This is a genomic window from Sphingomonas sp. PP-CC-3A-396, from assembly GCF_004343105.1.
Taxonomy (GTDB): Bacteria; Pseudomonadota; Alphaproteobacteria; order Sphingomonadales; family Sphingomonadaceae; genus Sphingomonas.
The window spans coordinates 296,530-322,616 of record NZ_SLYF01000002.1; the positions used below are offsets into that span (position 1 = coordinate 296,530).

Annotated in this window: 26 protein-coding genes; 19 read left to right on the forward strand and 7 right to left on the reverse strand. The window is 65.6% G+C overall.

Features of this window, described 5'->3' with window-relative positions; genetic code table 11:
• The first annotated feature begins 221 nt into the window (after positions 1–221).
• Positions 222–1,052 (forward strand): ferredoxin--NADP reductase, encoded by an 831-nt coding sequence (locus C8J40_RS05060; RefSeq protein ID WP_056065556.1) that lies wholly within the window; start codon positions 222–224, stop codon positions 1,050–1,052.
• A gap of 165 nt (positions 1,053–1,217) precedes the next feature.
• Positions 1,218–1,604: a VOC family protein gene (locus tag C8J40_RS05065; RefSeq protein WP_132896068.1), complete on the forward strand. Its 387-nt coding sequence runs from the start codon at positions 1,218–1,220 to the stop codon at positions 1,602–1,604.
• A 173-nt stretch (positions 1,605–1,777) separates the two neighbouring features.
• Here the strand turns inward: C8J40_RS05065 and C8J40_RS05070 are convergent, their stop codons facing one another.
• Complete coding sequence (locus C8J40_RS05070; protein WP_132896264.1) at positions 1,778–2,941, reverse strand: MBL fold metallo-hydrolase; 1,164 nt, start codon at positions 2,939–2,941, stop codon at positions 1,778–1,780.
• Positions 2,942–3,060: 119 nt separating this feature from the next.
• Here C8J40_RS05070 and C8J40_RS05075 point away from each other — a divergent pair, with 119 nt between their 5' ends.
• On the forward strand, positions 3,061–4,641 hold the full coding sequence (locus C8J40_RS05075) for an amidase (RefSeq protein ID WP_132896069.1): 1,581 nt from the start codon (positions 3,061–3,063) through the stop codon (positions 4,639–4,641).
• Positions 4,642–4,812: 171 nt separating this feature from the next.
• Here the strand turns inward: C8J40_RS05075 and C8J40_RS05080 are convergent, their stop codons facing one another.
• Together C8J40_RS05080 and C8J40_RS05085 are read right to left on the reverse strand one after the other, a co-directional pair.
• Positions 4,813–5,202, reverse strand: a complete 390-nt coding sequence (locus C8J40_RS05080) for a DUF4345 domain-containing protein (RefSeq protein ID WP_132896070.1) — start codon at positions 5,200–5,202, stop codon at positions 4,813–4,815.
• Entirely contained in the window at positions 5,199–5,657 is a 459-nt protein-coding gene (locus C8J40_RS05085; RefSeq protein ID WP_132737485.1) for a DUF2721 domain-containing protein, read from the reverse strand. The genes C8J40_RS05080 and C8J40_RS05085 overlap by 4 nt, the downstream gene beginning before the upstream one ends.
• 93 nt (positions 5,658–5,750) lie before the next feature.
• On the opposite strand from C8J40_RS05085, the gene C8J40_RS05090 reads away from it, so the two are divergent.
• Positions 5,751–6,845, forward strand: coding sequence for a GNAT family N-acetyltransferase (locus C8J40_RS05090; RefSeq protein WP_132896071.1), 1,095 nt, complete (start codon positions 5,751–5,753; stop codon positions 6,843–6,845).
• 21 nt (positions 6,846–6,866) lie between these two features.
• On the opposite strand, the gene C8J40_RS05095 is transcribed toward C8J40_RS05090, so the two are convergent.
• Entirely contained in the window at positions 6,867–8,273 is a 1,407-nt protein-coding gene (locus C8J40_RS05095) for a methyl-accepting chemotaxis protein (RefSeq protein ID WP_243693213.1), read from the reverse strand.
• Positions 8,274–8,293: 20 nt separating this feature from the next.
• Positions 8,294–9,637 (reverse strand): methyl-accepting chemotaxis protein, encoded by a 1,344-nt coding sequence (locus C8J40_RS05100; RefSeq protein WP_132738232.1) that lies wholly within the window; start codon positions 9,635–9,637, stop codon positions 8,294–8,296.
• Positions 9,638–9,935: 298 nt separating this feature from the next.
• On the opposite strand from C8J40_RS05100, the gene sdhC reads away from it, so the two are divergent.
• Genes sdhC through C8J40_RS05120 form a run of 4 tightly spaced genes read left to right on the forward strand, consistent with a single transcriptional unit; the run spans position 9,936 to position 12,820 of the window.
• On the forward strand, positions 9,936–10,346 hold the full coding sequence (gene sdhC, locus C8J40_RS05105; protein ID WP_132737491.1) for a succinate dehydrogenase, cytochrome b556 subunit: 411 nt from the start codon (positions 9,936–9,938) through the stop codon (positions 10,344–10,346).
• On the forward strand, positions 10,346–10,732 hold the full coding sequence (gene sdhD, locus C8J40_RS05110) for a succinate dehydrogenase, hydrophobic membrane anchor protein (RefSeq protein ID WP_060524023.1): 387 nt from the start codon (positions 10,346–10,348) through the stop codon (positions 10,730–10,732). Before sdhC ends, sdhD begins: the two co-directional genes overlap by 1 nt.
• The gene (gene sdhA / locus C8J40_RS05115; protein ID WP_120299368.1) at positions 10,729–12,531 is read left to right on the forward strand and encodes a succinate dehydrogenase flavoprotein subunit; all 1,803 of its coding nucleotides are present in this window, start codon (positions 10,729–10,731) and stop codon (positions 12,529–12,531) included. Before sdhD ends, sdhA begins: the two co-directional genes overlap by 4 nt.
• A gap of 16 nt (positions 12,532–12,547) precedes the next feature.
• Positions 12,548–12,820 carry a hypothetical protein gene (locus C8J40_RS05120; RefSeq protein WP_132896072.1) on the forward strand — a complete coding sequence of 91 codons (273 nt, stop codon included), beginning with the start codon at positions 12,548–12,550 and terminating at the stop codon, positions 12,818–12,820.
• A gap of 87 nt (positions 12,821–12,907) precedes the next feature.
• Here the strand turns inward: C8J40_RS05120 and C8J40_RS05125 are convergent, their stop codons facing one another.
• A complete protein-coding gene (locus C8J40_RS05125) occupies positions 12,908–13,198 on the reverse strand; it encodes a type II toxin-antitoxin system RelE/ParE family toxin (protein ID WP_132896073.1) in 291 nt (96 codons plus the stop codon).
• Positions 13,185–13,433 carry a type II toxin-antitoxin system prevent-host-death family antitoxin gene (locus tag C8J40_RS05130; protein ID WP_132896074.1) on the reverse strand — a complete coding sequence of 83 codons (249 nt, stop codon included), beginning with the start codon at positions 13,431–13,433 and terminating at the stop codon, positions 13,185–13,187. The genes C8J40_RS05125 and C8J40_RS05130 overlap by 14 nt, the downstream gene beginning before the upstream one ends.
• Positions 13,434–13,532: 99 nt before the next feature.
• Between C8J40_RS05130 and C8J40_RS05135 the strand changes: the two genes are divergently transcribed.
• The 11 genes from C8J40_RS05135 (at position 13,533) to lpdA (ending at position 25,565) form a co-directional block, all read left to right on the forward strand.
• The gene (locus tag C8J40_RS05135; RefSeq protein ID WP_132896075.1) at positions 13,533–14,114 is read left to right on the forward strand and encodes an ATP-dependent Clp protease proteolytic subunit; all 582 of its coding nucleotides are present in this window, start codon (positions 13,533–13,535) and stop codon (positions 14,112–14,114) included.
• A 133-nt stretch (positions 14,115–14,247) separates the two neighbouring features.
• A complete protein-coding gene (locus tag C8J40_RS05140; RefSeq protein ID WP_132896076.1) occupies positions 14,248–15,030 on the forward strand; it encodes a succinate dehydrogenase iron-sulfur subunit in 783 nt (260 codons plus the stop codon).
• A gap of 151 nt (positions 15,031–15,181) precedes the next feature.
• Entirely contained in the window at positions 15,182–15,661 is a 480-nt protein-coding gene (locus C8J40_RS05145) for a PaaI family thioesterase (RefSeq protein WP_132896078.1), read from the forward strand.
• A gap of 135 nt (positions 15,662–15,796) precedes the next feature.
• Entirely contained in the window at positions 15,797–16,888 is a 1,092-nt protein-coding gene (gene zapE / locus C8J40_RS05150; protein WP_132896079.1) for a cell division protein ZapE, read from the forward strand.
• A gap of 127 nt (positions 16,889–17,015) precedes the next feature.
• Positions 17,016–17,978: a malate dehydrogenase gene (gene mdh, locus C8J40_RS05155; protein ID WP_132896081.1), complete on the forward strand. Its 963-nt coding sequence runs from the start codon at positions 17,016–17,018 to the stop codon at positions 17,976–17,978.
• Positions 17,979–18,069: 91 nt separating this feature from the next.
• Complete coding sequence (locus C8J40_RS05160) at positions 18,070–18,360, forward strand: GIY-YIG nuclease family protein (protein ID WP_132896082.1); 291 nt, start codon at positions 18,070–18,072, stop codon at positions 18,358–18,360.
• Positions 18,361–18,394: 34 nt separating this feature from the next.
• Entirely contained in the window at positions 18,395–19,279 is an 885-nt protein-coding gene (gene sucD / locus C8J40_RS05165; RefSeq protein ID WP_132896083.1) for a succinate--CoA ligase subunit alpha, read from the forward strand.
• A 159-nt stretch (positions 19,280–19,438) separates the two neighbouring features.
• Entirely contained in the window at positions 19,439–22,375 is a 2,937-nt protein-coding gene (locus tag C8J40_RS05170) for a 2-oxoglutarate dehydrogenase E1 component (protein WP_132896084.1), read from the forward strand.
• Positions 22,376–22,476: 101 nt separating this feature from the next.
• Positions 22,477–23,739: a 2-oxoglutarate dehydrogenase complex dihydrolipoyllysine-residue succinyltransferase gene (odhB, locus tag C8J40_RS05175; protein ID WP_132896085.1), complete on the forward strand. Its 1,263-nt coding sequence runs from the start codon at positions 22,477–22,479 to the stop codon at positions 23,737–23,739.
• Positions 23,740–23,917: 178 nt separating this feature from the next.
• Positions 23,918–24,178 (forward strand): DUF433 domain-containing protein, encoded by a 261-nt coding sequence (locus C8J40_RS05180; RefSeq protein WP_056050234.1) that lies wholly within the window; start codon positions 23,918–23,920, stop codon positions 24,176–24,178.
• A complete protein-coding gene (gene lpdA, locus C8J40_RS05185; protein WP_132896086.1) occupies positions 24,171–25,565 on the forward strand; it encodes a dihydrolipoyl dehydrogenase in 1,395 nt (464 codons plus the stop codon). Before C8J40_RS05180 ends, lpdA begins: the two co-directional genes overlap by 8 nt.
• The last annotated feature ends 522 nt before the right edge of the window (positions 25,566–26,087 follow it).

Below are 26,087 nucleotides of genomic sequence, written 5' to 3' on the forward strand. Positions count from 1 at the left end.
GCCATCTACGTTCTCCTGCGAACGCAGGAGTCCAGGGTTACGGGGGACGCCGTTCGTGATCCTGGGCTCCTGCGTTCGCAGGAGAACGCGGAGATACGAGGCGGCCGTTTGTGGCAGCCCAAGTTTAGCTGTTGTTGACCCGTCCGGCTCACGCCCATAATGCGACCGTTTCGCAAGCCATCGATCCGCCAGCGCCCGCGCGTAGGCCAAGGAATAGACGCATGACCGCCCCGACCGTCGAAGCAACCCGCGCGCCCGCGCTGATCCCCGAGACCCCCGCGTTCCTCAACGCCAAGGTGCTGTGGGTGCGTCACTGGAACGAACATCTGTTCAGCTTCGCGATCGAGCGGCCCTCGACGTTCCGCTTCCGCTCGGGCGAGTTCGTGATGATCGGTCTTCCGCAGGAAGGCGGCAAGCCGATCATGCGCGCCTATTCGATCGCGTCCCCGCATTATTCGGAGGAGCTCGAGTTCCTGTCGATCAAGGTCGAGGACGGCCCGCTGACTTCGAAGCTCCAGCTGATCCAGCCGGGCGACGAAGTATATCTCGGCAAGAAGCCGACGGGCACGCTGGTGCTCGACGCGCTGCTGCCGGGGAAGCGGTTGTTCATGTTCTCGACCGGCACCGGCCTCGCGCCGTTCCTTAGCCTGATGCGGGATCCCGACGTGTATGCGGCGTATGAGCAGGTGATCGTCGTGCACAGCGTGCGCCGCGTGAGCGATCTCGCCTATCACGACGAGATGGTCGGGCTGCTGGCGGAGGATCCGCTGATCGCCGACGAGGCGCAGACGCAGTTCCACTACATCCCGACCGTGACGCGCGAGCCGTTCCGCACCACGCGGCGGATCGGTGCGCTGATCGAGGACGCGTCGCTGTTCGGCCACCCGGTCCGCGGCGAGCAGAAGCTTAACCCGGAGACCGACCGGGCGATGCTGTGCGGCTCGACCGAGATGATCAAGGAATTCGCGGTGATGCTCGAGGCGCAGGGTTTCGAGGAGGGTGCGAATTCGAAGCCAGGTACGTTCGTGATCGAGCGCGCTTTCGTCGGCTGAGGGCCTTAAGCTTTGGGCTCCCCCGCGAACGCGGGGGCCTAGGGATAAATTACCGTCGAATGCCGGGAGGGTTCGGGCCTGGACCCCCGCCTACGCGGGGGAACGGCTAGTTGTGTCCCTCGCTCAACCCGCGGATACTCGCCTCAATCATAAGAGGAGAGACCCATGATCGGTTATGCGACGCTCGGCACCAACGACATCGACTCAGCGCTGACCTTCTACGACGCGCTGTTCGCGACGGTCGGCGGCAAGCGGCTCATGCAGATGCCCGACGAGCGCAAGCTGACCTTCTACGGCGCGGGTGCGGACAAGCCGATGCTGGTGATCGGCAAGCCCTATGACGGCGCGGCCGCGACCGCGGGCAACGGCACGATGGTCGCGCTGGCGGCGGATTCGCGCGAGCAGGTCGATCAGGTTTACGCCAAGGCGATCGAACTGGGCGGCGCGGACGAGGGTGGTCCTGGGTCTCGGGGGCCCGAGCAGATGGGCTTCTATGGCGCCTATTTCCGTGATCCGGACGGCAACAAGCTCTGCGTTTTCAAGATGGGGTGAGGGACAGGCACGATGTCCCGGTCTTGTCCTAATCCCTTGCCTATTAACACCTCCCCGGCGGAGGCCGGGGCCCAGTTGGAAAGGTGGCAGTAACAGCGGGCCGTGCCCCGTTAGCAACGTCCTCCAACTGGACCCCGGCCTCCGCCGGGGAGGTAATGGGGGAGCGATCCCGACTACCGCAAAGCGCGAACGTCTGGTGTATCAAGGCACCGCAGCAACGCCTTCCTCGGCATAGGTGCGACCGCCGCCGGCTTCGCATACCCCGCAACCGCCACCGGCCGCCCGATCGCCACCGGCGCGAACCCGGTCTGCCCCGTACACCGCATCGCCGCCGCCAGCAGTTTCGGCGGCGTATCATACCCTTCGAACGACAGCCGGAAGGTCCCCCAGTGGATCGGGATCGCGTGCGCCGCGCCCAGTCGGCGATAGACCTCGACCGCATCGACCGGGCCGATATGGCTGCCTGATTCCATCTGCCCATCGACGAACCGGAACGCGCCGATCGGGATCAGCGCCAGCCGGATCGGGCCGAGTGCCGCCGCTTCGACCGGCCACTTCCCGTCGCCCATCCCGGTATCGCCCGCAAAGAACACGTTCCCGCCCGGCAGCGTCACGACGAAGCTCGACCACAGCGCGCGATTGCGATCGGTGAACCAGCGGCTGCCCCAATGATGGTTGCGCGTTACGGCGACCGCGACGCCCGGCTTGATCGCCACCCGCTGTCCCCAGTCGAGCGCGGTCGCTTCCGCCCCGGTCTGGCCGATCACGCTGTCGTTGCCCAAACTCGTGACGATCCGCGGCCGGTCGCGCTGCCACAGCCGTTGCAGCGTCGCTTTGTCGAGATGATCGTAGTGATTGTGGCTGACCAGCACGACGTCGATCTTCGGCAGTGCGTCGAACGCGATCCCCGGCTCGGCGACACGACGCGGCCCGGTGCCAAGCGGTCCGGCCTTCTCCGCCCAGACCGGATCGGTGAGGATGTTGAGCCCCTGCGTCTGGATCAGCACGCTGGCATGGCCGATCCACGTCACGACCATCTGCTCGCCCTCGACGCGGGCGGGCGGCGCGATGCGATTCACCGCGACCGACTTGGGCCACGCAGGCCGCCCATCGCTGCCCGTAAAATAGTGCCAGAAGAAGCTCGCGCGACCACCGCCGGTGGGCTGGATCTGCTGCGTGTCGGCGTCGTTGTCGGGATTGGCGAAGTGCGCGCCGTCGAAATGGCCGCTCGCCGGTCCGCGATAGTAGAGGCGGTCGAGGAAGCGTGGGACGATCGTCACCGCCAGCGCGACGACCACGATCGCCAGCAGCACGACGGCCCCGACGATCTTCAACACGAGACGCACGCCATTCCCCTATCCGTTGCTGGTCCGTAACGCTTCGTGTCGAGCATCGTTCAGACCGCTTGGCGTGGATGCGCAACCCCGATAGCCTCGCGCCAAAGGGGATTCGCAAAATGCGTAAGGTTATCATCGGGCTATTGCTCGCAACCGCCGTTCCAGCCGTGGCGAGCGCCAAGACGGTCGCGGTCGAAGAACAGTCGATCGATCAGCTCCAGGCGGCTATGACGTCCGGCAAGGCGAGCAGCGTCGACCTCGTCCGCACCTATCTCGCGCGGATCGCGGCGATGGACCGCAAGGGCCCCACTCTCCGCGCCGTCATCGCGCTGAACCCCGACGCGCTGGCGCAGGCCAAGGCACTCGACGCCGAACGCCAGGCCGGGCGCATCCGTGGTCCGCTCCACGGCGTGCCGGTGCTCATCAAGGACAATGTCGAGACCGCGGATGCGATGCCGACGACGGCCGGCAGCCTCGCGCTGAAGGACAATCTCACGCGTCGCGACGCACCCGTTGTGGCGCAACTCCGCGCCGCGGGGGCGGTGATCCTGGGGAAGACCAACCTCAGCGAATGGGCGAACATCCGGTCGACCCGGTCGATGAGCGGCTGGAGCGCGGTCGGTGGCCTGGTCAAGAACCCCTATGCGCTCGACCGGACCGCGTGCGGATCGTCGAGCGGGTCGGGCGCGGCGATCGCGGCGAGCTTTGCGGCGGCGGCGATCGGGACGGAGACCGATGGCTCGGTGGTGTGTCCGTCGTCGATCAACGGGCTGGTCGGGTTGAAGCCGACGCTGGGCCTCGTCAGCCGCACGCATGTCGTGCCGATCAGCCACAGCCAGGATACGCCGGGGCCGATGGCGCGGAGCGTGCGCGACGTGGCGACGATGTTTTCGGCGATGGTTGCGGCCGACGCAGCGGATGCGGCGACCGCCGGGGCAGGGGCGTACAAGCGCGATTACGCAGCGGCACTGTCGACTAGCGCGCTGTCGGGCCTGCGCGTCGGCGTGATCCGGCCGGAGATGACCGACGACGTCGCGGCGCGATATGAGGCGGCGCTCGACGTGCTGAAGGCTGCGGGGGCGGTGCTGGTCGAGGTGAAGCAGCCTAAATTGGATGGTCTTGGCGAGGCGGAACTGCTGGTGCTCCAGACCGAGCTGAAAGCCGACCTCGACACGTATCTCGCGACCACGCCGGGCGCGGTCCGCACGCGGACGCTCGATCAGGTCATCGCGTTCAACACCGCCAACGCAGGCGCGGAAATGCCGTTCTTCGCGCAGGAGACGTTCGAGGCTGCGGCGAAGACCAAGGGGTTGGGCGATCCTGCATACAAGGCGGCGCGCGCGAAATCGCTTCGGCTGGCGGGTGCGGAGGGGATCGATGCGATGCTCAAGACGGCGGGCGCGAGCGTCCTGGTCGAGCCGACTTACGGCCCGGCTTGGCTCAGCGAACCGGTGTACGGCGATCAATATGGCGGGCCGAGTTCGAGCGGTTTGCCGGCGATCGCGGGGTATCCGAACCTGACGGTGCCGATGGGGTTGGTCCGTGGTCTGCCGGTCGGCTTGTCGTTCATCGCGACGAAGTACGGCGACGCTGCGGTGCTGGGCGCGGGTTATGCGTATGAGCAAAGAGCGAAGGCTCGCGTGGCACCACGGTATCTGCCGACTGCCGACATAGGCCCCGGTTTGGACGCTGCTCGCTGACCGGGTGATTGGCGTGCTGGGTAAAACAGGACGACCTCCCACACCTGCCGTCATCCTGACGAAAGTCAGGACCCAGAGCAAAGAGCGTGGCGCCAATGGCTCTGGATCCTGACTTTCGTCAGGATGACGGGTGGGGGGACTGTGGGTGTCGAGGGGCCGGGGGAAAAGGGGTCAGCCCACTCGCTTCGCGAAATTCCACTGCCAGAGCATCAGCAACGGCACGACCACCGTCTCCATACCCAGCCCGAGCACATGTCCTTGCGACGGCACCCCTACCGCTAGCAGCGAGATCCCGCGCGATACGCCGCCGACGAAGATCAACCCGCCGAGCAGCCGGAAGCGCGGCCCCTTGCGCTCGATATCGGGGATGCAGCTCAGAAACCCCAATCCGGTCGCGAAGAAGATGCCGGAGATATACCGGAAATGGCTGTCCAGATCGCGCGGTACCTCGGCGAGATGGCCGAACGGCGCGGGGCCGTGCAGCACGCCCTGGCCGCCGACGATCAGTGGCAACAGGCACGCGACCGCGATCACCGCCTGCAACACGCGCTTCTCGTTCACGACAGGTCTTTCAGCAGTTCGGGCCGGATCCGGAACGCGCGCAGCGAAATCCGCACCTCGACGATGAACGAGACGAGTGCTGCGATCAGCAGGATCATCGCCAGGATGAAGCACAAGGCCACCGCCGTGCCGAAATGCAGCTTGGCGAGCTCGGCGATGAACAGCAGTGCGATCAGCACGCAGGTCATGATCGCGCTCGACACCGCCAGGAACAGCGCGGCGTTGATGATCGTCATCCGGCGGTCGAGCAGGCGCAGTTCCCAGACATAGCGATGATGGTCGGGTCCGGCGATGCTGCCGTGCAGCAGTTCCAGCTTCCGCGCGCGGTCGATCACCCGCGACAGGCGTCCGGCCAGCACATTGAGCAACTGACCGATGCCGGCGAGCATGAACACCGGCGCGAGCGAGAGCTGGATCGTCTGAGCGATCGTCGAAATGGCGGGGATCGTCGGCATGACCGTCACCATGATGGGGAATGGCCGAATGCAAAAGGGGGCGATTGCAAAAGAGCATGCAATCGTAACCTTCTGCGCGGTATCTAGCGGGCAATGTCCAAGCCGATGCTCCTGGCCGACTTCGTCCGGCTGCCCCCCACGATCCGCGCCGACGTGGTCGAGGGGCTTGCCGCGGCGATCGACAGCGTCGCGGAGCGAGGCGCGCAGAGCCACCGCTTTCTGCGCTTCGGCTGGTACGCCGCCGCGCTCGCCGCCTATGGTGGCCAAGCCAAGACCCTGGTGGTCGAGCAGGACGACGCGGCGGTGCTGACGCTGCCGTTCGTGCCGTTGGGGCCACGCCTGCTCCGGATCGCGGCGATCCCCGGCTGCTACTGGCCGTTCCGCAGCTTCGGCCTCGCGCTCGAAGCCGGTGAACCTGCGCTAAAGGCCGCGCTGTCGACCCTGGCGTGCCACGTCAACGGCATCAGGATCGGCCCGGTCTACGACACCGACCCCGCCGCCGCCGCGTTGATCGCCACGGCCCGCGCGCAAGGCTGGACGACGGTCGATCGCGCGATCGGCGATAGCTGGTCGCTCGACCTGCCACGTGCGCGCGAAGGCGAGCCCTGGCCACGCACCTCGACGCTGCGCAAGAACCGCTTTCACGAAAAGCACCTCGCCGAGCATGGCACGCCCGACTGGCGCTTCCTCTCGGGCGCGGACTGGCCCGCCGCATTCGCCGATCTCGGCGCGGTCGAACAGACGAGCTGGATCGCGCACGCTACCGATCGCACCGGCATGAAGTTCACCGCCGACGGTCATCTCGCCTTCTGGCAGGCTGCGGTCGCCGACCCGGTGCTTGCGGGCATGTTCCGCGCCGCGCTGCTGACGGTCGACGGTGCGTCTGCCGCCTTCTCGTTCGATATCGATACCGGCGAACTCCTGTACGCAGTCGCCAACAGCTACGACCCGCGTTTCGCCAAGCACTCGCCGGGCAAACTGCTCTACTGGCGCAACCTGGTCGCGGCCCAGGCGCGAGGGATCCGCCGGGTCGATTGGGGCGCAGGCGATAGTGGCTACAAGCAGGTCATCGGCGCGACGGTCGACGCACCGATCCGCGACTGGCTGCTGTTCCGCCCTGGACTGCCGGCGCTGGCGGGACGCCTGCTCGGCTGGTTATGGCGCAGGAGCGGCCAGAGCCGCGGGTGACGAACAGTGTCTCCGAGCCGCTCACGCCACGCTCGCCGAGAACCCGTCCGCCGCACCCCGCAGCACCCCCAGCTGATCGTCGACCTCGCCGAACGCGTGGCCGAGCTGGTCGATCTCGGAGGCCACCGCCTCGGTGTCCTCGCGGATCGTGGCGATGGTGTGCGACATCGAATCCGCCGCCAGCGCGGTTTCGTCGACCGCGGCGGTGATCGCGCTGACGGTCTGCGCCTGAGACTCCATCGCGTGACGGATCCGTGCGGCGCTACGCTGGACCTCGGCGACGGTCGACTTGATCTCGGCGTTGGTCGCGACCGTCGCCGCGGTCGCTGACTGGATTGCGGCGATCTTCGCGGCGATGTCGTCGGTCGCCCGCGCGGTCTGGTTGGCGAGCGATTTCACCTCCTGCGCCACCACCGCGAAGCCGCGCCCGGCGTCGCCCGCGCGCGCCGCCTCGATCGTCGCGTTCAGCGCCAGCAGATTGGTCTGCCCGGCGATGGTGCGGATCAGCCCGAGGATCGATTCGATCGACTTGGCATGTTCGCTCAGCGCCTCCGATACGCCGACGGCCTCGCCGGTCTGGGCGGAGGCGCGGTCGGCGATCTTGCCTGCGGCCTCAACTTCACCGCGCGCATCCTCGATCGCGCGGATCAGCCCGGCGGTGGTGTATGCCGCCTCGCGCATTGCCACCGCGGACTGTTCCGCCGCCGCCGCGACCTCGCTTGCCCGACCGAGCATGCCGCGGGTCGAGGCCGACGCCCCCGCCGCCTGCACGCGAATCCGCGCGCCCAGCGCCGCGGTATCCTCGATCGATGCGGCAATGCTGCTGCGAAAATCGGTCGCGCGCGTCTGGCGTTCGACCCGTGCCGCCTCCGCATCGCTCGCGCCGAGATGCGACGCCATGATATCCGCCTCGATCAGCGCGAGCCGCTGGACCACGTCGCTCAGCGTCCGCATCGCCGACAGGTCCCCGCCGAGCCGATCCGCGAGCAGGTTGAGCGTCACGCTGTGCGCAAATGCCAGCGATGACAGCAGCGCGGGCAGGGGGACGCCCGAGCGATGAGAATTCTCTGCATGACTGATCGCCATCGCCTTCCACGCATCGTCGTTGGGGGCACCGTATTTCAGGCCGACATATTCGGTGCTCAGGGCGATCCGCTGATCGAGCAGTTCGGGGGTGAAATGCCGCTGAAGGTGCCGTGCCGACTCGAGCGAGAGATAGTGCCGCCAGAACGTCTCGGCGATCCGGCGACGATCGGCCGGTTCTAGCAACGCGCTGAGCGTCGCGCAGGCGGGTTCGATCAGCCCGTCCCAGTCGTAATCATGCACGCGCTTGCGTAGCGGCCGTTGATCGCCGCCCCAGTTGCGCACCGGGTTCCGGGTCTTGGTCTCGCCGGCCGCAAAGGCCATCCTCTCCTGGTGTTCGATCATCGCCCCCTCCTGAGGGTCCTTTATGCAGCGACCTTCGCGACGAAATCCCCGGCGCTGTTCTTGAGATTGCCAAGCCGCGAGTCGAGCACGTCGAAGCCGCGGCCGACGCCGTCGATCTCGGTCGCGACCGTTTCGGTATCCTCGCGTATCGCGGCGATCGTGGTCGACATCGAGTCCGCTGCCAGCGCGGTCTCGTCGACCGCGGCGGTGATCGCGGTCACGGTCTGCGCCTGTGCCTCCATCGCATAGCGAATCCGGTCGGCGCTCTCCTGCACCTCGGCGACGGTCGACTTGATCGACGCGTTGGTCTCGACCGTCGAACGCGTCGCCGACTGGATCGCGGCGATCTTCGCGGCGATGTCGTCGGTTGCGCGTGCGGTCTGGTTGGCGAGCGATTTCACTTCCTGCGCCACGACCGCGAAGCCACGCCCGGCATCACCGGCGCGCGCCGCCTCGATCGTCGCGTTCAGTGCGAGCAGGTTGGTCTGCCCGGCGATGTCGCGGATCAGCCCGAGGATCGACTCGATCGACTTCGCATGATCGCTGAGCGTCTCGGACATGCCGACCGCCTGGCCAGCCTGCACCGACGCCCGGTTGGCGATCTCGGCCGCAGCCTCGACCTCGGTCCGCGCATCCTCGATCGCGCGGATCAGCCCGGCGGCGGTCTGTGCGGCTTCGCGCATGGCGACTGCGGATTGCTCGGCGGCGGCGGCGACTTCGCTCGCCTTGCCCAGCACCGCGCGGGTCGACGCCGAGCTGCGCATCGCCTGTTCGCGGAGCATATGCCCTTCGTCGGTCGCGGTCTCGACCATTGCCGCGATGCCGTCGCGGAACTCGGCCGCCAGCGTATCGCGTGCGTTCTGCGCGGAATGCGTCCGGTACGCGTTGTAGATCGCGACGGTGATCTCGCCTTCGAGCGCCGACAGCCGCATCAGCGTGTCGATATAGACCGGCAGCTTGGCATCCGACCGGTCGACCCGGCGCATCAAGACTTCGAGCGCGGCACGGTCGCTCGCGCTGATCATCGACAGCAGCGCCATCGGCGAGACGTCTGCGACATAGGCGGCGGCGACCGAGCGTTCGACCGACTCGACCCAGGCGCGACCGCTCGTCTCGAGGAAGCGATTGCGCAGGAAGGTGCAGCCGACCTCGATCATCCGCTCGGTTTCGTGCGCCGCCCAGATCCGCTCGTCGGAGAAACAGCGCAGCCATTGCTCCCAATACGCCTTCGAGACGTGCGTGATTTCGGGAGCGAGCGCGGCCCAGACTTCCCGACTCGCGCCAGCCAGCGATCCGTCGAAGTCGAACGCCCGCAGCCGGGCTGCCAGGTCGACGGAAGCGGCAATCGCGCCGGGTACCGGCAGGTCGGTGGTGGTCAAGATGCTGGGCTCCGGATCGGGAATACCGGTCCAGCGCTACACGGCATATCTTAAGAGCGGGTTAGGGATGGGGGCCGCGTCGACCGTGTTGCGGATTATTTCGAAACCGCAATGAAGTGGATCGGCGCTCCGATGTCGCGTGGAGGGCCAGCGGTGTCATGGGTTATCGGACCGCCCCCAATGGGTTGCATCGCAGCACGTGGTGGCTAATAGGTCGCCCGATCTATATATTGTGGACCAAGATATTTTTGGTTCGTCATCTTCTGGTTCGAGGACTCCGCCCTTGGCATCGCGCAACCCGGCACGCCCGCTTTCTCCCCATTTGCAGGTCTATAAATGGGGCCCGCACATGCTGGTCTCGATCCTGCACCGCGCGACCGGCAGCGGGATGGCGACCGTCGGCAGCCTGCTGCTCGTCTGGTGGCTCGCCGCGATCGCATCGGGCGATCAGGCCTATGCGACCTTCGTCGACGTGTTCACGACCGATACCGGCCGTCTCAACATCCTCGGCTACATCGTCGCGGTCGGGCTGACGCTGTCGCTGTTCCAGCACATGATGACCGGCATCCGCCACTTCGTGCTCGACACTGGTGCTGGCTACGAATTGAAGCGGAACAAGATGGGTGCGCTCGCGACGATGGTCGCCTCGGTCGCGCTGACGATCGTGTTCTGGCTCTACATGGGGATCAAGTAATGGGTTCGGGTACGGCAATCGGTCGCGTCCGCGGCCTCGGCAGCGCGAAACACGGCGCGCATCACTGGTGGCAGCAACGCCTGACGGCGGGCGCGAACCTGTTCCTCATGCTGTGGCTGATGATCTCGGTCGCGCGGATGCCCGGCTATGATTACGCCGCGGTCCATCTGTGGCTGCAATCGGCTTGGGTCGCGGTGCCGATGGCGCTGCTGATCCTGTCGGTCTTCTATCACTTCCGTCTCGGTCTTCAGGTCGTGATCGAGGATTACATGCACGACGAAAGCCGTGTCGTGACGATGATCCTCCTCAACCTGTTCACCTTCACGCTGGGCGGCATCGCCCTGTTCGCGATCCTGAAGGTCGCCTTCTCCGGAGCCCCCGCCTGATGTCTGCCTACAAGATCATCGATCATACCTATGATGCGGTCGTCGTCGGTGCCGGCGGGTCCGGCCTGCGCGCGACGATGGGCATCGCCGAGAGCGGCCTGAAGACCGCGTGCATCACCAAGGTCTTCCCGACCCGTTCGCATACCGTTGCAGCCCAAGGCGGCATCGCCGCCAGCCTTGGCAACAACTCGCCGGATCACTGGACCTGGCACATGTTCGACACCGTCAAGGGTTCCGACTGGCTCGGCGACCAGGACGCGATCGAGTATCTCTGCCGCGAGGCTCCGCAGGCGGTCTACGAACTCGAACACGCCGGCATGCCGTTCAGCCGTAACGAGAACGGCACGATCTATCAGCGTCCGTTCGGCGGCCATATGCAGAACATGGGTGAGGGGCCGCCGGTCCAGCGCACCGCCGCCGCCGCCGATCGCACCGGCCACGCCATGCTCCACGCGCTGTATCAGCAGAGCCTGAAGTACAACACGGACTTTTTCGTCGAGTATTTCGCGCTCGACCTGATCATGGAGAACGGCGTCTGCCGCGGCGTCATCGCGCTGTGCATGGAAGACGGCTCGATCCACCGCTTCCGCAGCCATCAGACCGTGCTCGCGACCGGTGGCTACGGCCGCGTCTATTTCTCGGCGACCTCGGCGCACACCTGCACCGGCGACGGCAACGCGATGGTGCTCCGTGCCGGCCTGCCGCTCCAGGATATGGAGTTCGTCCAGTTCCACCCGACCGGCATCTACGGCGCGGGCGTGCTCATCACCGAGGGCGCACGCGGTGAGGGCGGTTACCTGACCAACTCCGAGGGCGAGCGCTTCATGGAGCGCTATGCCCCGTCGGCGAAGGACCTCGCCTCGCGCGACGTCGTCAGCCGCTCGATGGCGCTCGAAATGCGCGAAGGTCGTGGCGTCGGCAAGAACGGCGACCACATCTTCCTGCATCTCGATCACATCGATCCCAAGGTGCTCGCCGAGCGCCTGCCGGGCATCACCGAGACCGGCAAGGTCTTCGCCGGCGTCGATCTCACGCGCCAGCCGCTGCCCGTCACGCCGACCGTGCATTACAACATGGGCGGCATCCCGACCAACTTCCACGGCGAAGTCGTCAACCTCGTCGACGGCAACCCCGACGCGGTAGTACCCGGCCTGTTCGCGGTCGGCGAGGCAGCGTGCGTTTCGGTCCACGGTGCCAACCGTCTCGGCTCGAACAGCCTGATCGATCTCGTGGTGTTCGGCCGCGCGACCGGCCTGCGGATCAAGGACACGCTGAAGCCCGGTACGGCACACGCGCCGCTGCCCAAGGGGTCGGAAGATCTCGCGCTCACGCGTCTCGACCATTTCCGCAACGCGAGCGGCGGTTCGCCGACCGCGCAGATCCGCCTCGACATGCAGCAGACCATGCAGAAGCATTGCGCGGTGTTCCGCGACACCGAGCTGCTGAACCAGGGCGTCGAGAAGATGGCCGGGATCTACAGCCGGATGACCGACGTCGCCGTGAAGGATCGCAGCATGATCTGGAACACCGATCTGGTCGAGACGATGGAGCTCGACAATCTGATCGGCCAGGCGGTCGTGACGATGAACTCGGCCGCCAACCGCACCGAGTCGCGCGGCGCCCACATGCACGAGGATTTCCCCGAGCGCGACGACGCGAACTGGATGAAGCACACCATCACCACCTTCAACGGCTGGGGCGGCAAGGGCGGCGAGACCAAGATCGATTTCCGTCCGGTCCACGACTACACGCTCACCGACGACATCGACTACATCAAGCCCAAGAAGCGGGTATACTGATGAGCGGGATGTTTCGATGACGTGGGCCATCATCGCGATCGGGTTCCTCGTGCCCGTCGCGGTGGGGCTCCTGACGCGCTTCCAACCGATGATCGCCGGCTTCCTGTGGCCGGTGGTCGTCGCGCTACTGACCGCGATCTACGTCTTCGGCATCGAACCCCGCGGTGTCGGCGAAGAACCCCAGAAGATAGCGATCACCTTCTACGCGCTCTTCTCGCTGGTAGGCGGCGTCCCAGGCGGCCTCGTAGGCTGGATCCTCCAGTACAAGCGCACGGCCGGAAAGGCCTGACCTCTTCCTTGTTCTCCCGCGAAGGCGGGAGCCCAGTCTGGATCCCCGCCTTCGCGGGGAAACAAGCTTCAGGGGCAACGCCGACGACTAATCGATCCGCCCAGCCGCAATCTTGTACACCAGATTCCGATCCCGACGTCCGACCGCCACGACGATCACCGTCACCAAGCCATCGTCGACCCGGTACACCAACCGATACCCCGCGGCCCGCAGCTTGATCTTGTAGCACGCGGCCATCCCGCTCAGCCGCGCACTCGCAATATGCGGCTCGCCCAACCGCTCGGTCAGCTTCGCCTTGAACTGCTCGCGAACATTGGCGCCAAGCTTCTCCCACTCCCGCAGCGCGCTCGGCAGGAAAGCGAGACTATAGGTCGCCAAGCGACACTGCGACCGGCACCTCGTCGGCACGCGCCCGCACCACGTCTGCCAGTTCGACGTCCTCCAAACGGTCCATCAACTCTTCCCAAGCCGCAGCCGGCACGAGATACGCGGCGGGCGTATTGCGATTGAGCACCGCCACTGGAAACCCGCCAGCAGCCTCAATGACCCCGGAAGGGTTCTTCTTCAGGTCGCTAATACTCACGGTCGCGCCGGCATGGATGGTCTCGATCATGACCGTTTCATAGCACGTCGAACAGGTCTTACCAAATCACCGTGCTGATATGCGGCAACTGATCCGGAACCCACCGCCCCCGCAAAAGTTTGCCGCGGCATGACCGACACATCCCCCGCTTCGAACGCCCGCAACTACCCGCTGCTGGCCGCCCCCCACATCCACCTCCACGGCCCCGTCGACGACGCGATGTACGACAATTTCAAGTCGCAACTCGTCGCCGCCCCCACCGAAGGCCCGCTGGTCGTCTCGATCACCACGCTCGGCGGCGACCCTGAAGTCGCGCGCGCGATGGGCGACAACATCCGCCTGCTCCGCGAATACACTGGCCGCGAGACGCTCTTCCTCGGCAAGGTCGCGGTCTATTCCGCCGGCGCGACGTTCATGTCCGCGTTCCCGGTCGACAGCCGTTTCCTCACCCGCAACAGCCGCATCATGATCCACGAGCGCCAGATGCAGAGCACGATCGAACTCAACGGCCCGCTCAACACGCTCTCCTACACGCTCAAGGCCAAGCTTCACGAGATCGAGGACTCGATCAACATCCAGGAAGAAGGCTTCCGCGCGATCGTCGAGGGCTCGAACGTGTCACTCGAGGAATTGAAGAAGAAGGCCCCCTCCAACTGGTACATTGAGGCAGAGGAAGCCCGCGACCTCGGGCTTGTCCTCGACATCATCTGAGCAGGCACGCGCAGGTAACGCGACAGCGGGTGTGACGCATGTTGCACCCGCGAAGCTAAGGATTTGCGGGGAGGGCCCCTGTCATGTATCGGCTCTGATAACCTATAATCACACCACGGACGGACCGCTCGCAATGGCCGAATTCTCGCTCCCGAAAAACAGCGTCGTCAAGAAGGGCGTCAAGCACGCGCCCGCAAACGGGGGCAAGCGTCTGAAATCGTTCAAGGTGTATCGTTACGATCCCGACAGCGGCGAGAACCCGCGTTACGACACGTTCGCGCTCGATCTCGACGACACCGGCCCGATGGTGCTCGATGCGCTGATCAAGATGAAGAGCGAGCAGGATTCCTCGCTCACCTTCCGCCGGTCGTGCCGCGAGGGCATTTGCGGCTCGTGCTCGATGAACATCAATGGCAAGAACGGCCTCGCCTGCACGACTGCGATCGAGGATTGCAAGGGCGAGGTCCAGATCACGCCGCTGCCGCACATGGACGTGATCAAGGACCTGGTCCCCGATTTCACGCATTTCTACGCGCAATATTCGTCGATAAAGCCGTGGCTGCAGACCGTCACCCCGCCGCCCTCGGGCAAGGAGCGCCTCCAGTCGCCGGAAGACCGCTCGAAGCTCGACGGCCTCTACGAGTGCATCCTGTGCGCCTGCTGCTCGACCTCGTGCCCAAGCTACTGGTGGAACGCCGACAAGTTCTTGGGCCCCGCGATCCTGTTGCAGGCCTATCGCTGGCTCGCCGACAGTCGCGACGAGATGACCGGCGAGCGCCTCGACGAGCTCGAGGATCCGTTCCGCCTGTATCGCTGCCACACCATCATGAACTGCGCGAACGCGTGCCCCAAGGGCCTCAACCCCGCCAAGGCGATCGCCGAGATCAAGAAGATGGAAGCCGAACGGATCGTCTGATCCCGTGGGGAGGGGAGGGGGCGTCAGTCCTCCCCCCAACCCCGTTCGTCCCGAGTAGTCATCGAGCTTGTCGAGATGGCGTATCGAAGGACATGTACCTCGATACGAGCCCTCGACTTCGCTCGGTCTCTACTCGGCACGAACGGAAATTATGACGGATAAGCCTGCTCCCCAACCCCATTTCGTTGAAGCCGAAGACCCCGCCAACCCAGGCTGGCGCAGTTGGTCGCTCTCCGACCCCACCCGCTTCAACACGCTGCTCGGCCCCATGCTCTACCGCGTCGACGGCCACACCGTCCGCGTCCGCATCACCCCCGAGCATCGCCACTCCAACCTCCAGAACAACGTCCACGGCGGCGCGCTCCTCGCGTTCATCGACGTCGCGCTGTTCGCCGCCGCCAGAGGCTTCGGCCTGATCACCGCCGGTACCGCGGTCACGCTCGATCTCAACACGCAATTCATCGGCGGCGGCCGCGTCGGCGAACCGATCGAGGCGCAGGTCGAGGTGCTCAAGGAAACCGGCCGCCTCTTGTTCCTCCGGGGCCTCGTGGTGCAAGGGGACGACGACACGAGGATCGCCGCCTTCTCGGCCACGATCCGCAAGCCGTCGCCTAAGCCGCCAAAGGGCTGACCCCGGCCGCTATCACCACCCCGGCGGAGGCCGGGGCCCAGTTGGGACACGATCATTGATCAAGCGCAGCGCTCCGTTACCGCGACCTTCCCAACTGGGCCCCGGCCTCCGCCGGGGTGGTGAAGGGGCGGCGGCGTGACCGTCCTAAAGGCCTATGAGGCGCTCGTAGCCTCGGGCGAACTCCGCCCCGACCCGGAACAAGCCGCCGCCGCCGCGCGCCTCAACACCCTCGCCACCGAACTCGCCGCCCCCAAATCCACCGGCTTCTTCGCCCGCTTCTCCAAAAAAGCCGACCCGCGCGGCGTCTACCTTTGGGGCGGTGTCGGCCGCGGCAAGTCGATGCTCATGGACCTGTTCTTCGCCAACGCCCCCGTCGACAAGAAGCGCCGCGTGCATTTCGGCGAGTTCATGCTCGAGGTCCACGCGCGCATCGCCGCCGAGCGCCGCAAGGAAGTCGGCGACCCGATCGTCCCCGTCGCCACCGCGATCGCCGACGAGACGCGGCTGCTCGCATTCGACGAGATGATGGTCACCAACAGCCCCGACGCGATGATCCTGTCGCGGCTGGTGACGTCGCTGCTCGATTCCGGCGTGACGATCGTCACTACCTCCAACCGCCCGCCCGCCGATCTCTACAAGAACGGCCTCAACCGCGAGCATTTCCTGCCCTTCATCGCGACGATCGAACAGCGCCTCGACGTGCTCCCGCTCAACGGCCCGGTCGACTATCGCCGCGACCGGCTCGGCAGCCAGGACACGTGGCTCGTCCCCAACGGCCCCGAGGCCACCGCGCAGCTGTCCGCCGCATTCTTCCGCCTCACCGACTTCTCGACCGACGACAGCGAGCACGTCCCGGCCGAAGACCTGATCGTTCAGGGCCGTACGCTGCGGGTGCCGAAATCGCTCAAGGGTGTCGCGGTGTTCAGCTTCAAGAAGCTGTGCGGCGAGGCGAGGGGCGTGGCCGATTACCTCGCCATCGCGCGGAAGTTCCACACCGTGATCCTCGTCGGCATCCCCAAGCTCGGCCCCGAAAACCGCAACGAGGCGGCGCGGTTCGTCGCGCTGATCGACGCGCTGTACGAGCACAAGGTCAAGCTCCTCGCCGCCGCCGATGCGCAACCCGGCGACCTCTACGAAAGCGGTGACGGGCGCTTCGAGTTCGACCGCACAATCAGCCGCCTCGAAGAGATGCGGTCTGAAGACTATCTCGCCGAGGGGCACCTCTAAGCTTATTGCACATGCGAACTACTCGCAATAACAAGCCGCTTTTGTCCTTTTAGCGGTTGCCGTAGCGGGATAATGCGCGTAACCGGCGTCACCAATCACCCCGCACATCAGACGGAGACGGATTGGAATGGCTCGCAAGAAGATCGCGCTGATCGGCGCCGGTAACATCGGCGGTACGCTCGCGCACCTCGCAGCACTCAAGGGCCTTGGCGATATCGTCCTGTTCGACGTCGCCGAGGGCATCCCCCAGGGCAAGGCGCTCGACTTGTCGCAGTGCGGCCCGGTCGAAGGCTTCGACTCGCAGATCACCGGCTCGAACGACTATGCCGACATCGCCGGCGCGGACGTCATCATCGTCACCGCCGGTGTCGCGCGCAAGCCCGGCATGAGCCGCGACGATCTGCTCGGCATCAACCTGAAGGTCATGAAGGCCGTCGGCGAAGGCATCAAGGCCAACGCCCCCGACGCATTCGTGATCTGCATCACCAACCCGCTCGACGCGATGGTGTGGGCGCTCCGCGAATTCTCGGGTCTGCCGCACCACATGGTCGCCGGCATGGCCGGCGTCCTCGACTCGGCACGCTTCAGCCACTTCCTCGCCGACGAGTTCAAGGTCTCGGTCAAGGACGTCACCAGCTTCGTGCTCGGCGGCCACGGCGACACGATGGTCCCGGTCATCAGCTACTCGACGGTGTCGGGCATCCCGGTCCCCGATCTCATCGCGATGGGCATGTCGAGCCAGGAAAAGATCGACGCGATCGTCAAGCGCACGCGCGGCGGCGGCGGCGAGATCGTCGCACTGCTGAAGACGGGCTCGGCGTACTACGCACCGGCGACCAGCGGCATCGCGATGGCCGAGGCGTATCTGTACGACCAGAAGCGCGTGCTGCCGGCGGCGGCGTATGTTTCGGGCGAATACGGGCTTACCGATCTGTACGTCGGCGTGCCGGTGGTGATCGGTGCGGGCGGCGTCGAGAAGATCGTCGAAATCAAGTTGGACGACGAAGCCAAGCAGAACCTCACCGTGTCGGTCGATGCGGTGAAGGAGCTGATCGTCGCCTGCAAGGGTATCGATGGTTCGCTGAACTAAGGTGACCTCCCGCCCGGCCTCCTTGTTCACCCGCGAAGGCGGGTGCCCAGACTGGGTCCCCGCCTTCGCGGGGAAACAAGGAGGCCGGGCGGTGAACACAGCCGGCTACGTCTACATGATGGCGAGCCGGCGCAACGGAACGATTTATCTCGGTGTCACCAGCGATCTCGCCGCACGATCCTACCAGCATCGTAACGGCCTGATCATCGGTTTCACGAAAACGCACCACTGCAAACTTCTAGTTTGGTATGAAGTGCATGACGATCTGGACAACGCGCGCCTGCGCGAACTTCAGATGAAGAAGTGGAACCGGCAGTGGAAACTGTCCGAGATCGAACGAATGAACCCCGACTGGAACGACCTGTTCGAGTCACTGTTTTAATCCTGTTCCCCAACGGGGACACAAGGAGCACTAGATGAGCATCCTCGTCGACAAGAACACCAAGGTCATCACGCAAGGCATGACCGGCGAAACCGGCAGCTTCCACACCAAGATGGCGCTGGAATACGGCACGCAAATGGTTGGCGGCGTCACGCCCGGCAAGGGCGGCACGACCCACCTCGACCTCCCCGTCTACAACACCGTCGCCGAAGCCAAGGCGATGACCGGCGCGACCGCGTCGGTCATCTACGTGCCGCCTCCCTTCGCCGCCGATTCGATTCTCGAGGCAATCGACGCCGAGATCGAGCTGATCGTCGCGATCACCGAGGGCATTCCCGTGCTCGACATGGTCAAGGTCAAGCGCGCGCTGTCGGGCTCCAAGTCGCGGCTCATCGGCCCGAACTGCCCCGGCGTGCTGACCCCCGGCGAGTGCAAGATCGGCATCATGCCCGGCTCGATCTTCAAGAAGGGTTCGGTCGGCGTTGTCAGCCGTTCAGGCACGCTCACCTATGAGGCCGTGTTCCAGACGTCGAACGCAGGCCTTGGTCAGACGACCGCGGTTGGCATCGGTGGCGATCCGGTCAACGGCACGAACTTCATCGACGTGCTCGAACTGTTCCTCGCCGACGACGAGACCCAGTCGATCATCATGATCGGCGAAATCGGCGGCGACGCCGAGGAGCAGGCGGCACAGTTCCTCCGCGACGAAGCCAAGCGCGGTCGGTCGAAGCCGATGGCAGGCTTCATCGCCGGCCGTACGGCGCCTCCGGGCCGCCGCATGGGCCATGCCGGCGCGATCGTGTCGGGCGGCAAGGGCGACGCAGAGAGCAAGATCGCGGCGATGGAAGCTGCCGGGATCCGCGTTTCGGAAAGCCCCAGCCTGCTCGGCGAGACGCTGCTGAGCGTGCTGAAGGGTTGAACGAACTACCCCTCTCCCCCCGGGGAGAGGGAAGGAGCTGCCTCTTGGCAGCGGAAGGGTGAGGGCACGTGACCGCCCGTGCCCTCACCCTCCCACCCGCAAGTGCGAGTGGGCCCCTCCTTCTCCCCCGCGGGGAGAAGGACACTGAGGACGAGAACGATGGGCTACGAAGGCCAGGATTTCAGCGATATCGCAGCCGGCGTCAGCCCGGCGTTCGTGGAGACGCTCTACGCCAAGTTCAACGCGGACCCGGCCTCGGTCGAATCCGGTTGGCGCGCGTTCTTCGAGGGTCTCGAAGGCTCCGCGCAGGGCCCGAGCTGGGAGAGCGCCCGCTGGCCGCTCACCACCACGGACGACCTTACCGCAGCGCTCGATCCGACCCAGATGGAGCCCGCGCCCAAGCCCGCCAAGGGTGGCAAGCCGGCCCCCGCCGCCGCGGCACCCGCGCCCGTCTCGAAGGAAGAGATCGCCAAGGCCGCCGCCGACGCGATCCGCGCGCAGCTGCTCGTCCGCACCTACCGCGTCCGCGGTCACCTCGCCGCGAACCTCGATCCGCTCGGTCTGTCCAAGCGCGAGATGCCCGAGGATTTGAAGACCGAATATCACGGCTTCTCCGACGCCGACATCGACCGGAAGGTTTATCTCGGCGGCACGATGGGTTTCGAATGGGTCTCGATCCGCGAGCTCGTCGACACGTTGCGCAAGAATTACTGCGGCAATGTCGGCCTCGAATACATGCACATCTCCGACGTCGAGGAGCGCCGCTTCCTCCAGGAGCGCATGGAGGGGCAGGACAAGGCGATCGAATTCTCCATCGACGGCAAGAAGGCGATCCTCACCAAGGTGATCGAAGCCGAGCAGTGGGAGAAATTCCTCGGCAAGAAGTATGTCGGCACGAAGCGCTTCGGCCTCGACGGCGGCGAATCGATGATCCCCGCGCTTGAGAGCGTGATCAAGTATGGCGGCCAGATGGGCGTGCGCGAGCTCGTCATCGGCATGGCGCATCGCGGTCGTCTCAACGTGCTCGCCAACGTGATGGCCAAGCCGTTGCGCGTGATCTTCCACGAATTCGCCGGCGGTTCGGCCAACCCCGATGACATCGGTGGTTCGGGCGACGTGAAATATCACCTCGGCACCAGCACCGATCGCGAGTTCGACGGCCACAAGGTTCACATGAGCCTGGTCGCCAACCCGTCGCATCTCGAAGCCGCCGACCCGGTCGTGCTCGGCAAGACGCGCGCGATCCAGACGCTCAACAACGACCTCAAGGACCACGTGGCGAGCTTGCCCGTGCTGATCCACGGCGACGCGGCGTTCGCGGGGCAGGGCATCGTCTGGGAGTGCCTCGGCTTCTCCGGTATCCGCGGCTACAACACCGGCGGCTGCGTCCACTTCATCATCAACAACCAGGTCGGCTTCACGACTTCGCCACAGTTCGCGCGCTCGTCGCCTTACCCGTCGGACGTCGCAAAGGGCGTCCAGGCGCCGGTCTTCCACGTCAACGGCGACGATCCCGAGGCGGTCACCTTCGCGACCAAGATGGCGATGGAATTCCGCCAGAAGTTCCACCGCGACATCGTGATCGACATGTGGTGCTATCGCCGCTTCGGCCACAACGAGGGCGACGAGCCGTCCTTCACGCAGCCGCTGATGTACGACATCATCCGCAAGCACCCCGGCGTTTCGTCGGTGTACGGCGATCGCCTGATCAAGGAAGGCGTGATCGACCAGCCCTGGATCGACGAGAACGTGAAGCAGTTCACGCTCCGTCTCGAGGGCGAGTTCGAAGCCGGCTCGTCGTACAAGCCGAACAAGGCCGACTGGTTCGGCGGTCGCTGGACCGGCCTCAGCGCGCCCACCGATGGCGCGTCGGCACGCCGCAACGTCGAGACCGGCCTCAGCACGAAGCTGTTCGACTCGCTCGGTCGTACGCTGACGACGATCCCGGACAGCGTGAAGATCCACAAGACGCTCAACCGCGTGATCGATGCCAAGCGCGAGATGTTCAAGTCGGGCAAGGGCTTCGACTGGGCGACCGGCGAGGCGCTGGCATTCGGCGGGCTGCTGTCGGAAGGCTACGGCGTCCGCCTGTCCGGCCAGGATTCGGGCCGCGGCACCTTTTCGCAGCGTCACGCGGTGTGGGTCGACCAGACCGACGAGCATAAGTACGTGCCGTTGCAGGAAATCGAACACGGCCGCTTCGAGGTACTCGACAGCCCGCTCAGCGAATACGGCGTGCTCGGCTTCGAGTACGGCTACGCGCTCGCCGACCCGAAGACCTTGGTCCTCTGGGAGGCGCAGTTCGGCGATTTCGTCAACGGCGCGCAGATCATGATCGATCAGTTCATCACGTCCGGCGAGTCGAAGTGGCTCCGCGCCAACGGCCTCGTGATGCTGCTCCCGCACGGCTATGAAGGGCAGGGGCCTGAGCATAGCTCGGCGCGTCCCGAGCGCTTCCTCCAGAGTTGCGCGGACGACAACATCCAGGTCGCGAACTGCACCAGCCCGGCGAACTATTTCCACCTGCTTCGCCGCCAGATGCACCGCAACTTCCGCAAGCCGCTGATCGTGATGACGCCGAAGTCGTTGCTGCGGCACAAGCTGGCCGTCTCGAACTCGGAGGATTTCCAGGGCGACAGCCACTTCCGCCGTCTGTTGTCGGATACCAATCCGGCCGCCGACGTCGATACGAAGCGTCTGGTCCTGTGCACCGGCAAGGTCGCGTACGACCTGATCGAGGCACGCGACGCCGCGGGCGACACCGACACGCAAATCGTCCGCGTCGAACAGCTCTATCCCTTCCCCGGCAACCCGATCGCCGAGCGCGTCGCGCGGATGCCGAACCTGGAAGAGATCGTCTGGGCGCAGGAAGAGCCGAAGAACAACGGCTATTGGTTCTTCGTCGAGCCGCTGATCGAGGAGGCGCTGGCAACGGTCGACTCTCGCGTGAAGCGCGCGCGCTACGCCGGGCGCAACGCCTCGGCCTCGCCCGCGACCGGGCTGATGAAGCGTCACCAGGCCGAACAAGGCGCGCTCGTCGCCGACGCGCTCGGCCACTCCGTCCGCGACGAAATCCGCCGCACCCGCGCAAATTGATTGAACCCGCTCCCAGTTTTCCTGCGAAAGCAGGAACCCAGGGGGCGGCAGAGTAACCCTAGGCCCCTGCGTCCGCAGGAGCACAAAAGGTAGAAGCAAACATGGCAACCGAAGTCACCGTCCCCGTCCTGGGTGAATCGATCACCGAAGCCACCCTCGGCGAGTGGCTGAAGCAGCCCGGCGACCCCGTCGCGGTCGACGAGCCGATCGCCAGCCTCGAGACCGACAAGGTCTCGGTCGAGGTCCCGTCGCCGGTCGCCGGCGTCATGGGCCAGCACGCGGTCGCCGTTGGCGACACCGTGCAGGTCGGCGCGATGCTCGCCACGATCGACTCCGGTGACGGCGCCGCCGCTGCGCCCGCCCCCGCTACCGCAAAGGCGCCAGAGCCCGCCGCGACCGCAACGCCCGCCGCTCCCGCGAAGGACGAGTCCGGCGCAGGCTACGGCGACCAGCCCGGCGCAGGCACCAGTGACTCTCCCGCCGCGCTCTCCCCGTCGGTCCGCCGCGCGGTGCTCGAGCACGGCGTCGACCCCGGCACCGTCAAGGGTACCGGCCGCGACGGTCGCATCACCAAGGAAGACGTAACCGCCGCCGCGTCGAGCAAGCCCACGCCTGCTCCCGCCGCGGCACCCGCACCGGCCGCAGCCCCCGCCGCCGCATCGGGTCGCGGCGAGGAGCGCGTCCGCATGACGCGCCTCCGCCAGACGATCGCCAAGCGCCTCAAGGAAGCGCAGAACACCGCCGCGATGCTGACGACGTTCAACGACGTCGACATGACCGCGGTGATCGAGGCGCGCGCCAAGTACAAGGATCTGTTCGAGAAGAAGCACGGCGTTCGCCTCGGCTTCATGGGCTTCTTCGTGAAGGCCGCGACGATGGCGTTGCGCGACATCCCGTCGGTCAACGCGTCGATCGACGGCGACGACATCGTCTATCACGACTATGCCGACATCTCGGTCGCGGTCTCGTCGCCGGGCGGCCTCGTCGTCCCCGTGATCCGCGATGCCGACCAGATGTCGGTCGCGACGATCGAGAAGACGATCGGCGACTTCGGCAAGCGCGCCAAGGAAGGCGCGCTCAAGATGGACGAGATGAAGGGCGGTACCTTCACGATCTCAAACGGCGGTGTGTTCGGCTCGCTGATGTCGACCCCGATCATCAACCCGCCGCAGTCGGCCGTGCTGGGCCTCCACCGCATCGAGGAGCGCCCGGTCGTCGTCAACGGCCAGATCGTCATCCGCCCGATGATGTACTTGGCACTCAGCTACGACCACCGCCTGATCGACGGCCGCGAAGCCGTGACGTTCCTGGTGGCGCTCAAGAACGCGATCGAAGACCCGACCCGCATCCTGATCGACCTCTGAGGTCGATGAACGACGGTACGTTCTGAACGAAAAGAAGGTACACCAAAGGTATCGCATGACTTAAACCGTCATCCTGACGAAAGTCAGGATCCAGAGTAACGGACGGAACCGCTCGTTGCTCTGGATCCTGGGTCGAGCCCAGGATGACGGAAAGTACCGTGGGCAAACGGAGGTCGAGATGACGGCACCAGATCGAACGCCATGGGACGGTATCATCGTGACCGACCCAGATGTTTGCTTCGGCAAGGTTCGCATCGCCGGCACCCGAATGTACGTCGATCACCTCCTTGAGTTCATCGAGTATGGTGGTTCGATCGATAGCTATCTCGCGGATTATTCCCATATCACTCGGGCACAGTTGCAAGCTGCACTCGGGTTCACGCGCGATCTCGTTGCGGCGAAGCGCAATAAGTTAAAAGGTGAGTTGAGGCATGGCTGACTACGACTATGACGTCCTCGTGATCGGTGCGGGCCCCGGCGGTTACGTCGCGGCGATCCGTGCAGCGCAGCTCGGCCTGCGCACCGCTTGTGCTGAATCGCGCGAGACGCTCGGCGGCACCTGCCTCAACGTCGGCTGCATCCCGTCCAAGGCGCTGCTCCACGCCTCCGAGATCTACGAGGAGGCCAAGGGCGGCCACATGACGAAGTTCGGCATCGACTTCCAGGGCGTCACGCTGAACCTCGACCAGATGCACGCCGAGAAGGCCAAGGCCGTCAAGGAACTCACCGGCGGCGTCGAATTCCTGTTCAAGAAGAACAAGGTGACGTGGCTCAAGGGCAAGGCCGCGTTCCAGGACGCGCACACCGTCGACGTGAACGGCCAGAAGGTCACCGCGAAGAACATCGTCATCGCCACCGGCTCCAGCGTCATGCCGCTCCCCGGCGTCGAGGTCGATCAGAAGACCGTCGTCGACAGCACCGGCGCATTGGCACTGCCGAAGGTCCCCGAGCACATGGTCGTCATCGGCGGTGGCGTGATCGGCCTCGAACTGGGCAGCGTCTGGCGTCGTCTCGGCGCGAAGGTCACGGTCGTCGAGTTCGTCGACCAGATCCTTCCCGGCTTCGACGGTGAAGTCCGCCGCGAGACCGCCAAGCTCTTCAAGAAGCAGGGCATGGAGCTGAAGCTCTCGACCAAGGTCACCGGCGTCACCGTCGCTGACGGCGTCGCGACCGTCACCGTCGAGCCCGCCGCGGGTGGCGCATCCGAGACGCTGACCGCCGACGCGGTGCTCGTCTCGATCGGGCGGAAAGCGAACGTCGACGGCCTCAACCTCGAAGCCATCGGCCTCGAACTCAACAAGCGCGGCCAGATCGAGACCGATCACTCGTTCCGCACCAAGGTCGACGGCGTCTGGGCGATCGGTGACTGCATCCCGGGCCTGATGCTCGCGCACAAGGCCGAGGACGAGGGCGTCGCGGTCGCGGAAAACATCGCCGGCCAGACCGGCATCGTCAACGAGGACGTCATCCCGAGCGTCGTCTACACGATGCCCGAGATCGCCGGCGTCGGCCTCACCGAAGAGGCCGCGCGCGATAAGACCGAGATCAAGGTCGGCAAGTTCCCGTTCGCTGCGAACAGCCGCGCCAAGACCAACCGCGACACCGACGGCTTCGTGAAGATCATCGCCGACGCCAAGACCGACCGTGTCCTCGGCGTCTGGATCGTCTCGAGCCTCGCGGGCACGCTGATCGCCGAAGCCGCCATCGCGATGGAATTCGGCGCTACCAGCGAAGACATCGCCTACACCTGCCATGCGCATCCGACGCATGCCGAGGCGATCAAGGAAGCCGCCATGGCGGTACAGGGCAAGCCGATCCATATCTAGCAATAGCTAGATATGGATCCAAAGGGCGTGCCCAGCCGGCGGCGCTCCAGCGCCGTCCGGCGACAGGGGCTTTGCCCCTGTCCGGCCAAGCCAAGCCTAAGCTGAATTTAGAAAGGGCGTCGGTGGTAATCCACCGACGCCCTTTCTGCGTCTACAGAGCAAGGGGAAAAGGTCGGCACCGGATTGAACCGCAGTTTGCCCGAAGCCCCGTACGTTCCTCAAAACCCATCCGACACGCACCCCCCAATCCGTCATTCCGGCGAACGCCGGGACCCACGGTTACGGCGGACCCGGCGATACGTGCTGCCATGACCCTGTTCGCGACCATGGGTCCCGGCGTCCGCCGGGATGACGGGGGAGACTGATGAATGGTGAAGCCCCATTAAAGGGACGCGAACTCCGGTGAATAATGACGGGCCTGGCCTATCACGACGCCCAGTGTCCCCCGTTGCGCGCCCCCATCCGTCATCCCGGCGAACGCCGGGACCCACGGTTGCGGCGGACCCGGCGATACCGTGCTGC

Excerpts from the sequence above, each read along its gene's own strand:
- sucD (WP_132896083.1), top strand. The coding sequence starts at position 18,395 with ATGAGCATCCTCGTCGACAAGAACACCAAGGTCATCACGCAAGGCATG.
- C8J40_RS05180 (WP_056050234.1), top strand. The coding sequence starts at position 23,918 with ATGACGGCACCAGATCGAACGCCATGGGACGGTATCATCGTGACCGAC.
- C8J40_RS05130 (WP_132896074.1), bottom strand. The coding sequence starts at position 13,433 with ATGATCGAGACCATCCATGCCGGCGCGACCGTGAGTATTAGCGACCTG.
- C8J40_RS05145 (WP_132896078.1), top strand. The coding sequence starts at position 15,182 with ATGACGGATAAGCCTGCTCCCCAACCCCATTTCGTTGAAGCCGAAGAC.
- odhB (WP_132896085.1), top strand. The coding sequence starts at position 22,477 with ATGGCAACCGAAGTCACCGTCCCCGTCCTGGGTGAATCGATCACCGAA.
- sdhD (WP_060524023.1), top strand. The coding sequence starts at position 10,346 with ATGGGTTCGGGTACGGCAATCGGTCGCGTCCGCGGCCTCGGCAGCGCG.
- C8J40_RS05090 (WP_132896071.1), top strand. The coding sequence starts at position 5,751 with ATGTCCAAGCCGATGCTCCTGGCCGACTTCGTCCGGCTGCCCCCCACG.
- C8J40_RS05170 (WP_132896084.1), top strand. The coding sequence starts at position 19,439 with ATGGGCTACGAAGGCCAGGATTTCAGCGATATCGCAGCCGGCGTCAGC.
- C8J40_RS05135 (WP_132896075.1), top strand. The coding sequence starts at position 13,533 with ATGACCGACACATCCCCCGCTTCGAACGCCCGCAACTACCCGCTGCTG.
- C8J40_RS05065 (WP_132896068.1), top strand. The coding sequence starts at position 1,218 with ATGATCGGTTATGCGACGCTCGGCACCAACGACATCGACTCAGCGCTG.
- mdh (WP_132896081.1), top strand. The coding sequence starts at position 17,016 with ATGGCTCGCAAGAAGATCGCGCTGATCGGCGCCGGTAACATCGGCGGT.
- C8J40_RS05120 (WP_132896072.1), top strand. The coding sequence starts at position 12,548 with ATGACGTGGGCCATCATCGCGATCGGGTTCCTCGTGCCCGTCGCGGTG.
- C8J40_RS05140 (WP_132896076.1), top strand. The coding sequence starts at position 14,248 with ATGGCCGAATTCTCGCTCCCGAAAAACAGCGTCGTCAAGAAGGGCGTC.
- C8J40_RS05095 (WP_243693213.1), bottom strand. The coding sequence starts at position 8,273 with ATGATCGAACACCAGGAGAGGATGGCCTTTGCGGCCGGCGAGACCAAG.
- lpdA (WP_132896086.1), top strand. The coding sequence starts at position 24,171 with ATGGCTGACTACGACTATGACGTCCTCGTGATCGGTGCGGGCCCCGGC.
- C8J40_RS05060 (WP_056065556.1), top strand. The coding sequence starts at position 222 with ATGACCGCCCCGACCGTCGAAGCAACCCGCGCGCCCGCGCTGATCCCC.
- C8J40_RS05085 (WP_132737485.1), bottom strand. The coding sequence starts at position 5,657 with ATGCCGACGATCCCCGCCATTTCGACGATCGCTCAGACGATCCAGCTC.
- C8J40_RS05075 (WP_132896069.1), top strand. The coding sequence starts at position 3,061 with ATGCGTAAGGTTATCATCGGGCTATTGCTCGCAACCGCCGTTCCAGCC.